Annotated in this window: 9 protein-coding genes; 1 reads left to right on the forward strand and 8 read right to left on the reverse strand. The window is 36.0% G+C overall.

Annotated features, from left to right (window positions below):
• A partial coding sequence (locus tag CD041_RS12330) for a YSIRK-type signal peptide-containing protein (RefSeq protein ID WP_258027220.1) occupies positions 1 to 3,759 on the reverse strand: 3,759 nt, incomplete at its 3' end.
• Between the two features lie 199 nt (positions 3,760 to 3,958).
• Positions 3,959 to 4,564 (reverse strand): class A sortase SrtA, encoded by a 606-nt coding sequence (gene srtA / locus CD041_RS08745; protein ID WP_070648312.1) that lies wholly within the window; start codon positions 4,562 to 4,564, stop codon positions 3,959 to 3,961.
• A gap of 150 nt (positions 4,565 to 4,714) precedes the next feature.
• On the opposite strand from srtA, the gene CD041_RS08750 reads away from it, so the two are divergent.
• Positions 4,715 to 5,209 carry a GNAT family N-acetyltransferase gene (locus tag CD041_RS08750; protein WP_080606501.1) on the forward strand — a complete coding sequence of 165 codons (495 nt, stop codon included), beginning with the start codon at positions 4,715 to 4,717 and terminating at the stop codon, positions 5,207 to 5,209.
• 130 nt (positions 5,210 to 5,339) lie between these two features.
• On the opposite strand, the gene CD041_RS12335 is transcribed toward CD041_RS08750, so the two are convergent.
• The 6 genes from CD041_RS12335 to CD041_RS08775 all read right to left on the reverse strand — a co-directional run bounded on the left by CD041_RS12335 (position 5,340) and on the right by CD041_RS08775 (position 12,197).
• Positions 5,340 to 5,516, reverse strand: a complete 177-nt coding sequence (locus tag CD041_RS12335; protein ID WP_014533217.1) for a hypothetical protein — start codon at positions 5,514 to 5,516, stop codon at positions 5,340 to 5,342.
• 196 nt (positions 5,517 to 5,712) lie between these two features.
• On the reverse strand, positions 5,713 to 6,609 hold the full coding sequence (gene sdaAA, locus CD041_RS08755; protein WP_002460448.1) for an L-serine ammonia-lyase, iron-sulfur-dependent, subunit alpha: 897 nt from the start codon (positions 6,607 to 6,609) through the stop codon (positions 5,713 to 5,715).
• A 13-nt stretch (positions 6,610 to 6,622) separates the two neighbouring features.
• Entirely contained in the window at positions 6,623 to 7,303 is a 681-nt protein-coding gene (gene sdaAB / locus CD041_RS08760) for an L-serine ammonia-lyase, iron-sulfur-dependent subunit beta (RefSeq protein WP_002460450.1), read from the reverse strand.
• A 2-nt stretch (positions 7,304 to 7,305) separates the two neighbouring features.
• On the reverse strand, positions 7,306 to 8,349 hold the full coding sequence (locus CD041_RS08765) for a PTS sugar transporter subunit IIC (RefSeq protein ID WP_070648314.1): 1,044 nt from the start codon (positions 8,347 to 8,349) through the stop codon (positions 7,306 to 7,308).
• A 485-nt stretch (positions 8,350 to 8,834) separates the two neighbouring features.
• The gene (gene xylB / locus CD041_RS08770; RefSeq protein ID WP_070648316.1) at positions 8,835 to 10,322 is read right to left on the reverse strand and encodes a xylulokinase; all 1,488 of its coding nucleotides are present in this window, start codon (positions 10,320 to 10,322) and stop codon (positions 8,835 to 8,837) included.
• A gap of 276 nt (positions 10,323 to 10,598) precedes the next feature.
• A complete protein-coding gene (locus CD041_RS08775) occupies positions 10,599 to 12,197 on the reverse strand; it encodes a gamma-glutamyltransferase (RefSeq protein ID WP_002478613.1) in 1,599 nt (532 codons plus the stop codon).

A 12,197-nucleotide genomic window follows, 5' to 3' on the forward strand; every position in this document is an offset into this window, starting at 1 on the left:
AACATCACCTGTTACTGTATTGATGTATTTATCGCCATCTTTACCTTGACTTGATTGTGGATCAACTTTGCCATTCAGAACATCTTTTCCATCTCTACCGTTTTGACCATTCTCACCTTTGTCACCTTTTGGTCCTTTGATATTTCCACTTGGAACCCATTTTCCGTTTTCTTTTTTATAAGTGTCGCCAGTGTTAGTGTCGATATACGTATCGCCATTTAGACCATCACTATCTGTAGGAGGTGTTATTCCACTTATTAATTCAGTACCTTGTCGCCCATTTCGACCATTTTGACCGTTTTTACCATCAGCAATGAAGCCAGATGAAATTTCTTCATCACCTTCATCAAAAATACCGTTGTTGTTATTGTCATAATAGAATTTGACTTCATGACCTTTATCAGGATTCGCGGTAGCTGTGGCAGTTCTAAACGTTGACACACCACGTAAAATTTTCTTAATATCTACCGTTGGGGTACGACCATCTTTGATAACAGCTGTGTCGACTACGATGTCTTTGCTTGCATCAAAGGCTTGATCGCCATCTTGGTCGTAATAGAAGGTCAATGTTGTTTCATGTTTTTGATTATCACGGCTACTTGATACTCGGATAGATTTTCCATCTACACCGTTAATGCCTTGCAGACCTCTCTCACCACGTTCACCATCAGCTACGAAAGTTTTAATTGGCGTACCACCATTTGCAGGGGTAATCGTGATTTCCACACCATCTTTTCCATCATGTTGCGTACGTGTAGCTGTCACGGTTGGACTCGCACCATCAGCACCTTTGTCGCCTTTTTCACCTTTGTCACCTTTTGGAATTACCATGGTTCTATTATCAGTAAATGTTACTAATTTATCGCCATTTGCTTGTGGCGTAATAGACTTGATTCCAATTGATGTACCATCTTGACCTTTTGGTACTGTCATTGTTTTGCCATCTGTAAAATGAACGACTTTATTACCTGCTGCGTCTGTATCAATTTGGGTAATACCTATTGATGTACCATTGTCGCCTTTTTCACCTTTGTCGCCTTTTGGAATTACTACGGTAGTGTGATCTGAGAAGACAATTTTACGATCACCATTTGGTTCTACCGTATTGCTTGTAATTGTAATTGAATGACCATCGGCACCTTTTGGACCAGCTTCACCACGATCACCTTTCGCACCTTTTGGTATTGTCATTGTTTTACCATCTGTAAACGTTACAACTGTATCTCCATTTGCTTGCGGCGTAATTGTACGTATTCCTACTGAAGTACCATTACGTCCAGGCGTACCTGCTGGAATGATAATAGATGAATTATCACTAAATTGAACTGTTGTATTTCCTTGTGAATCTTTAGATATGTGTTTGACAGTAATAGATTTACCTGCTGGACCTTGGTCACCTGTATCACCTTTTGGTCCTTTAGGAATTTTAAGAGTTGTGTTATCACTAAATCTTACAATTGTATTACCATCTGCATCCACAGTTGTACTAGTAATTGTTATTGATCTACCTGCTGGACCTTGAGCACCTGTATCACCTTTGTCTCCTTTTGGTCCTTTAGGAAGACGAATTGTTCGTCCGTCACTAAATTGAACGACTCTTTCTCCAGTACTTGGATCTAAATATTCATTTGTAATAGTAATAGAACGACCATCATTACCAGGTAAACCATCTGGTACAAAGAATCGACTTACTTGTTGACCAGTTGTCGCATTCGTAATTGTTACCCAACTACCTGGTTTATTTTGATCTTGTCCACGTTGAACTGATGTAGTAAGGTTAGGTGTTCTACCATCTCGAGGAATAATAATTTTTCCAGGTTTACTTGTTTTACCTTCAACAGTTGCTACGGCTGAAATGTGGTCTCCTTCTTGCAATGTATAATTTGGCAATTGGAAATTAAATCGACCTGAATTATCAGATGTCGTTTGATAGTTTCTTCCTCCTACTGTTATTGTTACGGCAGCATTAGGACTTGTTTCACCGCTAACAATATTTGTACCAGAAAGTTGTGGTTCAAGAATTGGAGGTAATGGTCCACTGATATTAGAATCATTTACAGCACCAATACCAATTTTAATAATTTTATTAACTGGTGGTATATTGTATGTTTCTTTAACAAATCGTCCAATTGTTTGGTTATTAAATTTAACAATTGAATAAAGTGTACCGCGTTTACCTACTTGACCTTCTCTTTGAACTTCTTGTTGACCTACAGGTAAGTCTTTAGAAACCACGTATTCTATTTGGAAAGGAATATTTTCAACTTCTGACGTATCATCAGTAGTGATAATATGACGATCTGGATTATTATCTCCCTGGATGTTCATTTCGTCATAGAAGTAGTTATCATTTGAATTTGGGTTCATTACACCTTGACCAACAAGAGTAACGTTGTTGTCGAACATTAGAACCTTACCATTAAAGCTTAAATCACCATTCCAATCACGTACTGGAACACTAAAATGATATTCTACACGTCCACCACGTTGAACAAAATATCTCGTAATTGTTGGTCGACTACTCAAACCATAACCAGCTGGATAACTAGGGTGTGGACTTTTAATCATATCTAAATTATTTGAGATTGTATTACCACCATATATATTAAAACGACCGTTAATACGTTCTGGCACATTATATCCTGAACCAAAGTTAAAGCCACCTAAATCAGCGTCATGCCCAGATGCAGAAGCTGATGGATTAACTTTCCAAGTTACAGTAAAGTCCATTTTATTTGTTCTTTTATTAGGTTGAACATGTACTGTATAGTTTGCAGGAGATTGGCCTTGAGAAGTATATCCTTGACCGTTAACTGTTAAGCCTTTATTTGGATCTATATAAATACTACGCTTTAACTCTGCTACCGATCCAATTTCTGTGTTATTAACATTTACACCATCACCAGGTATAGTAGCATATGTTGTGTATAATGATGTTTGTTCTTTAGCATATTGAATACCAGCATACATTATCGCTTGAAATGCTTTTTTAGCATCTGTCTTATTAAAGTCTATATTTAAGCGATTAACAATTGCTCTAACGTCTGTTTCACTGTATGATTCAGCTAATAAATCATGCACTAATTGACTTCTATTTGTTGATTTATTGTATTTATCAATAAATTCTGCTGATGGCTCTGCATTTTCAGCAGCACTAGCATCTGAGTCGAGACTACTAGCAAGTGGTACTGAAGTTGCAGCACGCGCACGTGTCGTATCATACACTGGGGTAGTGATATTAGAGTTTGTATCTACACTATCATCAGTTTTATTTTCATCTGTTTCTTTTGAAGTCGCTTTATCATCTGAATCTTCTGATGCTTTTTTGCTATCAGAAGCTGCTTTTTCTTCTGTTTTTGCTTGTGTTTGTGCAGTTTCTTTTTTAGATTCTGTTTGCGTAGCTGTTTGATTTTGCTCTTTCTGTGGTGCTACGTGCTTAGAATCTGTTTGATTATTGTTAGAGTTAACCTCTGTAGTAGGTGTTGCTTTATCTTGCTCAGGTGCAGTTTGAACGTTTTGAGCATTAGAAGCTGCAGTTTGTTGACTGCTATCTGCCTCTTGAGAAGTCGATGCTGACTGTTCAGTTGCTACCTTATCTGATACCTTTGCTGAACTATTGCTTTGGGCGTGTGCTTCATTACTCAAACCAAAAATCAATGTTGTCCCAACAAGAATAGAAGCAGTACCAATTGTAAATTTTCTAATCGAATAATTGTTATGTCGATTGAGAAATTGAGCTGGTTTTTTGTTTGATTTCACTTTTTGTCACGTCCTCGTTGTATAATCTTGATGTATTTATCTACACTAAGAATATCAGATAATTTAGCGTATAACAATACTATTATTTTTTTATATCATTTTTTTGTGCTTTGAATTTTGCTTAAAATCATATTGTGAGAGAAAATAAAAAACACTTCAATCTATTAGTTAATAACTAACGGATCAAAGTGTTCTACAATTATTTAATCTGTTCTGCTATAAATATTTTACGCTTTTCCCAAACACCCGTCTTTTCATTATAATCATCACAAGTAATTAAAGTTAGGCGGTTTTTATCCCCTCTATGCTCATCTAGCACATCGATTTCGTCTGGATTCACATCTCGTATAGTTGTCATTTTATACTCTCTTGTTTCATTTCCCACTTTAAAATAAACCTTGCTACCTTTTTTAGCTGCTTTTAAATTTGTAAATTGATAATGTGGGCGGCCAATATATGTATGACCTGCAATTGCAATATTTTGATCATCTAAAGATTCCTGTTCTTCGGCAAAGCTAACTCCACGGTTTAATTGTTCAGGTGTCGCTGGTCCAGGGTAAACAGGTTCATTAATATCAGCATCTAGAATACGGAGATAACCAGCCATTTCTGCCTTGTCTTTAGGGATGGTTGGCTTATCATTTTTATTTGCTTTACTAACTGTTTTATCATAGTTTTCTATTTTATCGCTATTATCTTTGTCATGTAAATAACTATCAATATGAGGTTTGGCAAATAGGTAAATGGCAACTAATATAAGTATAACTCCAATAATGGTCATCAATTGGTTTGTCCATTTTTTCATGCAGTATTTCTCCTTTAAACCGTAAAATTGTTTGATAATAGTATAGCATTGATTGCTTTTTTTACCTACGACAAGTTTGTCATATTTTATTACATAAATTTGAAATCAATAGTTGAACACTATACAATAAAAAATAAAAAGGTGAGACATATGATTAGACACGCAGAACGTCAAGATTTACCGGCCATTCTATCTATTTATAATGATGCTATTATCAATACGACAGCTGTTTATAGCTATGAGTCACAAACAATAGAGGAACGTGAAGAGTGGTTTGAGAGAAAAGTTATAGCCGGAGAGCCTATTCTCGTATTTGAACAACATCAACAAGTCGTTGGGTTCGCTACTTATGGTTCATTCCGAGATTGGCCTGCTTATCTCTATTCAATAGAACATTCAATTTATGTAGATTCAGCCTATCGCGGCCATGGTATTGCTTCACAATTACTTAGTCAACTAATGCAAATTGCTAAAGATGAAGGCTATCGTACAATGGTTGCAGGTATTGATGCTTCAAATGAAGTAAGCATTCATCTACACGAAAAAATTGGTTTTATTCATGCAGGTACAATTAATAATGTTGGTTACAAATTCAATCGTTGGTTGGATTTTGCATTTTATCAAATTGATTTATTAACTAAATAATTCAAATATTAACATTTAAGTCTAATAAATTTTGTCATCACTTTGATATTAATTTATAACCGTACATAGACTCGTTACTATAGCAATAAAAGCGCTCAAGTTTCATTTCCCGAGCGCTTTTATTATTCAACTATGTCATTTTTTTAGCTTTCTTAATAAATTGGAAATAGTAAAAGAAAAATACGATTATCATACTAAGCGACATGCATTGCAATAGAAGATTCTCCCATGTACCCTCCGTTGTCAAATAGTAGGTCATCGTTGTGTTAATCGTAAAGGCTAAAAAAATCCCAAATAACCTTCGCATAACATCAACCCCTTTTGGATATTTTATAATCAAAGTTGTAAATTTGCAATATAAGATTTTAAATTTTCGGAAAATTGACTCCACTTCTATGTAATCAATTGTGGTAAATATCCATGAAAAAGGGGAGCAGGACAGAATTCATTATGAATTCGTAGTCCCACTCCCTAAAATGTTATTATCTAGGTTTTCGTAGAATTTAATTATTGACTTTTTTTTCAGCGTCTCCGAAGATTTTACGTTTAATCGCTTCTCCTGTTGGTGTTCCAGCTAAGCCACCAAGTCCAGTTTCTCTTAGAGATGCTGGTAAGTTTCTACCAACTTTATCCATAGCTTCAATAACTTCATCAACAGGAATTCTACTTTCAACACCTGCTAATGCTAAATCTGCTGAAATTAATGCGTTACCAGATCCTATGGCATTTCTCATTACACATGGAATTTCAACTAAGCCTGCAACTGGGTCACAAACTAATCCTAATAAGTTACTAATTGCTAATGCCATAGCATGTCCAGATGCTTCTGGTTTACCTCCAAAAATGGCTACAGCTGCCGCAGCTGCCATTGCTGATGCTGATCCTACTTCGGCTTGGCAACCACCCGTAGCACCTGCAACACTGGCGTTATTTGCAACAACACGGCCAAACAGTGCTGAAGTAAACAAGAAATCAATCATTTGATCTTCAGTTAAATCGTGTGTTTTTTCTAATTTAAAAAGTACGCCCGGAATCGTTCCGGAGGAGCCAGCTGTTGGAGTTGCACAGATGATACCCATTGCTGCGTTCACTTCATTTGTCGCAACAGCTCCTTTAACCGCTTCAATCATCTCATGCCCAGATAAAGCGTGTTGTGATTCATTGTATTTATTTAATTTGATTGCATCTTGACCTGTGTAACCTGTAACACTTTTTACGCCTTCACCAGTTGTGCCCTTTTCAACTGCTGCGCGCATTACTTCAAGATTTTGTTTCATAATTGCTCGAACGTCTTCACGTGATTTGCCTTGAAGTTCCATTTCTTCATTGATCATGATGTCAGCAAATGACATATCATTTTCTACTGCATAATCAATTGTCTCTCTAATTGAATCAAACATTATAAATCCCCCTCTAATTTATATAGGATACGTTTAAGTCACTATATTTCTCTCTTATTTGTTCTAACGCTGATTCTGACAATGCTTTAGATAAAGGTAATACTACTAAACATTGGTTGTCTTTCATTTCAGTCATTTCTTTGTCAATTGCAGCACCGGCTTCACTGGCAAAGTTAATGAAATGATTGACTGTGGATTTATCAGTATAACCATCCATCACTAAAATAGGTAATCCATGATTGAAGTTAACTTCTAGCCCTTCAACGTTAATACGTTTTAGTTTAATTGTTCCGCCACCAATTGAGTTACCAATTACTTCAATATGGCGACCATTTGCTTCAGCTTTAATATACGCACAGTTTGGATGTTCTCCCAAGCTTTCGCCTCTGTCTTCAATGATATCTACTTTGATACCTTGACTTTCAGCAATATTTAAAGCATCTTTAATACGGCTATCAAACGTGCTATAGCCCATCGCACCACCTATAACTGCGACATCTGTGCCATGACCTTGATGAGTTTCAGCAAATGATTCGTAATAACGAATTTCAATTTTCTGAGGTGTAACACCAAGTACACTTCCTGCTGAGTTACCGATTTTAACGGCACCAGCAGTATGAGAACTTGATGGTCCCATCATAACTGGCCCAATAATGTCAAATGCGCTTTGATAATCATAGGATTTTTTAGCCATTATTAAACACTCTCCTTAACTTGGTTGTTTTGTCCAGGAATCGTGATGTCTGTTTTTGTAATATTTAATTTGCTAATCAATTTACCAAAGATATACGCTAAAATAATACTTACAACTGCAACCACAATAATTGTAATAACTGATGGTAAAGGTTTATTAAAGCCAAACAATACAATGGCACCAGCGATTGGTGTTGCCATACCAGTTACATTTATCACTAGCCCTGCAAATGTAACGATACATGCGTTGACCACACCGATAATCGCATTCGTACCATAAAGTTGTAATGGATACTGTGCGATTAAGTCAATTTGGGTAAGTGGTTCAATACATACCGCAAATGCTTTTGATGGTCCACCAATTTTCAATGTTCTAAATAAGACAAAGTTAACAAATGAGCTGCCCATACAAGTTAATGCACCGATTGCCATTGGCACACCAGTGAGTCCTAATAAACTAGTTAAAACCATAGAGCTTAAAGGTGTCATTCCTGTAACTGGAATAACAAGTCCTAATATAATTGCTAATGCGTATGGGTTGTTATCTCCAACTGAAGTAACAGCGCCACCAATTTGTCTTAATACTGCCATAACCCCTGGTGAAATAATATGTGCTAAACCAAACGTAATAGCAGGTGCAACTAGAATGACAACAATTAAATCTAAACCTTCTGGAACTTTTTTCTCAATAAGCTTAATTCCAAAAGCCATAATGTACGCAGCAATAAATGCAGGTAATAATTTGTAATCATGTAAGACTAGCCCTACAATCACCGCAAAAACAGGTGATATATTTAATTTCAAACACGTTAAAATACCTACAGCTACGCCGCTAAGACCGCCGACTAAATCACCAATCTCTTTTAAAAATTCAATGTGAAATACGCCGCCAATAGCGTAACTCAGGAATGCTTGTGGTAAAAATGTAGCACAAGCAGCTCCGGATAAAGCTTGTAGTCCTTGTTTACCGTACGGTGCATACTTTAAAAACAGTGTCATCACTGCTAACACCAATACGAGTGTACCTACGCCTAGAATAATGTTCATTTCCCAAAACCTCTTTTCAATTTTTTCTAGCCATAGTCATCGTACACCCCTAAGAAAACGATTTCAATATAAAACAAAATTTTATTTAGTCTAAAATGTGAATATATTCACAATATGCAAATTTTCGCGTTTCTAAAATTGTGTTATTTAAATTATTGTAACGATTAAATTTATTTTTTAACATTTTACACCATGAAGAACTTGATTGCAACAAGTAAAATTTTATACATAATTCTTCATATATTTACACTAACTTTACATATCTTTATCGTAACGTATACTTAAATATTTTTGTTTTAAAATGCTCACGATTTAATCACAAAAAAGGAACGGGAGAGAATTCATTATGAATTCGTCGTCCCGCCCCGGCAAGGTCGACTAGAATTGAAAAAACTTAGTATAAGCGTATTTTCAATCCAGTCAACTGCTACCAATATAGAGTTTAGAACATAAATCATAATGATGCCCTAGACTCTTACTTAATTTTATATTTCTAAAGTCAATAGTTGTTGTGTAATCGTTCTTGTTTGTGCATATACCTGTTGATATACTTGATAAAATTGCTCGTATTGACGATGCCGTTCTGGATTAGGACGAAATTCTGCAACGATATCTATAAATGCATCGACACAGTCTTCAATACTCTCAAACCAATTTAGACCTACTGCTGCTATCATAGCAGCTCCCATGCTAGGACCTTCTTCGTGTTTTAACTTTCTTACAGTCGTATTAAAGACATCTGCTTGAAGTTGTAACCAGAACTCACTTTTAGCACCTCCGCCAATAGAAGTGACATGCGTTATTTCTTTACCCGCCGCTCTCATTAACTGTATTGAATCATATAAAGAATACGTCACACCTTCAATAACTGCTCGAGAAAAATCCTCCTTTTTATGGCTGCCACTTAAACCAATAAAACTTCCTCTAATAAAGGCATCTCCATGTGGTGTGCGTTCACCTGCTAAATAGGGAGTATAAAGTAGACGGTTCGCACCGATAGATGATGAGGCTGCTAACTTAATCACATCATCATAACTATCCGCTGCAAAAAACGTATGTTTCAACCAAGAAAGACTGTAACCTGCTGCTAATGTTACTCCCATTGCATAATAAGTATTTGGCACACTATGATTAAAGAAGTGAATGTTGTTTTGATATTGTGTATGTTCATCCTTTTCAACATTGACAATCACGCCAGACGTCCCAATGCTACATAAAGTGTCATTATCATTAACTACACCAGCACCAATTGCACCACACGCATTGTCTCCGCCTCCAGCAAATACTTTGACATTTGATGTTAATCCTAGTTCTATGGCTAATCCTGACTTAACATTACCGACGTAACCATGCGATGGTATTAATGGTGGATAAATCTCACCTAAACCAAAGGCATCTCCAATTTCTCTTGTCCACTCATGCGTTGTTGGATTAAGTAATAATGTACTTGCTGCATCAGAGTATTCCATATGTATCTGACCGGTTAAACCGTAACGAATATAGTCTTTAGGTAATACAAACGTATCCACATGTTTCCATAGCTCTGGCTCATGTTGTTGCATCCATAACATTTTAGGTAAAGTAAAGCCTTCAAGAATTGGATTACCATTTAAACGTTGCCCATAGCGCGCGATGATTTGTTCACATTGTGCTGAATTACGCGTGTCATTCCATAAGATTGCATGCCTCACAGGCCAACCATTTTTATCCAAAGGAACCAAGCCATGCATTTGTCCAGAAAATGATATCCCTTGAATTGTATGATGCTTAAGACTGTCATGCTGTGTAACGCGCTTAATCCCTTGCTTTACCGCATCTAGCCATTCATCTGGATCTTGTTCATTATATCCCGGCTGTTGCTGAATCAATGTTAAAGGCTCGCTAATTGTTACTAATACCTGTCCTTCTTTATCTACTGCGATGATTTTCACTGCACTCGTACCTAAATCAATACCTAATACGACTTCTTGCATAAATGGCCACCTTCTCTCACAAAATTAATTGTCTATCATTCCGTGTCCTCACATAGTCATGACTGTTATCATTATATAACGACATAATAAAAATGATAATATATTTTTCGCGTAAAAGATAAAATAATAATACAACTATTTTTCATCCTGACATGTGCTCATTTCTGTTATTACTTTGTATACTAATAGAAATGTAACACATGACAAATAATACAGAAAAGCTGCCGTCATTGTTTACAACAATAAACGACAGCGAATAACGATGTTATCAACATTTTAACGGTTTCCTACATCAGATCCCACTTCTACTTTTTTACTATTTTTATTGTAAATAGCTCCTTGAACACTACCAAAGTTTGGATCATTTCGTTTTTCTTCCACATTAAAGCCTAATGATTTAAACGCCTGAATGTCATCGTCACTTGTTGCATTTTCATAATAGATTGTTGAACCATCATTATAGAATCTTGGTTTATTGATTGATTCTTGCAATGTGCCATTACCTTTTAAATAATCTACGATGACCTCATTAAGCATCGTTGGAATTTTATTACCACCTGGCGTACCGATTCCCATATAAAAGTCTGGTCCTACGATGATTGAAGGTGAAGTATAAGAACGTGGCGCCTTATGCTTTTCACCGAAGTTCGGACTATTGGGATCACTTGAGAAGTTTGTTAAAGAGTTATTCATATAGAAGCCTTCTTTAACGTATTTTCCTGATCCAAAGAAACTAGACAACGTATTTGTGGTACTGACAACCTTGCCATTTTTATCTATAACAACAAAATGTGTGGTGCTCGTATTGTCCACTTGATTCTTATTAAAATTACTTGAATCAATATTAATACCATTTAATTTTTCTAGTAAATAATCTTTAGATAAGTATTGTTCATTACTGGCTTCTTGACCATTAACAATATCTCTATTGCGATACATTAAGTCTCTAGATTTAAGAATACTGCTAATATAGTCTATACGATTGTCTTCATTTTGCTGACCAGGATTGTTGCTCTCTTCAAGCACTAAGCCTTGTAACATCAGTGTTCCACCTAATGGGTTAGAGGCTGAATAAACTTTGTTATTCAAATAATTCGTACTTACAGGTTCTTTTTCTTCTGTTTTAAACGTTGAAAAGTCTTTTTCAGTCAATTTATCATCCACTTGCTTTGAAATGCTTTTACCAAGATCTTCATAAAAATAATCAGGTCCTTTGTCTTGGATACCTTTCAATGTTTTTGTCAAAGCTTCCTGTTTTACGACATCTCCTTCTCTCACCGTTTTGCTTCCTTTAAAGAATGGTGAGTCACGGTCGATATCGGAACCATAAATTTTCAAACTACGCTCTAACTCTGAATCTACTTCAAAGCCATCTTGGGCTAACGGAATGACATAATCTAATATTTTCTTTTCATCCATTTTCCCTTCTCTTTCATGCATATCATGCATGCCTCTTACAAATCCTGGTGTCCCTATCTGATCTCCTTTTTTATAATCATAAGAGGAAAGTGTTTTATATTCATACATTTTTGGAACTTCTCCATCTTTACCATTATATGTAAGCGACGCACCGCCACCGCCAAGTCCAGACGAATGTGGTTCGGTGATTGCCAAAGCATAAGATACGCCAATAGCCGCATCAACTGCATTTCCACCATCTTGCAAAATCTTTTCTCCGACCCGCTTCGCGATATAGTTGTTTGAAGCAACCCCATAGTCTTTTTTATCTTTAGGTGTTTTATGATCAGCTATTTTATTTTCATAGAGCGCATCTTTATTGGGGTTATCCTCTTTTTGAAAAAGATAAAATGTAAAGGATACTGCAATTGTTGCAATCAAAATGACAATCAAGGTCATTTTATTGTATATATTCAT

This window comes from Staphylococcus lugdunensis (genome assembly GCF_002901705.1).
Taxonomy (GTDB): domain Bacteria; phylum Bacillota; class Bacilli; order Staphylococcales; family Staphylococcaceae; genus Staphylococcus; species Staphylococcus lugdunensis.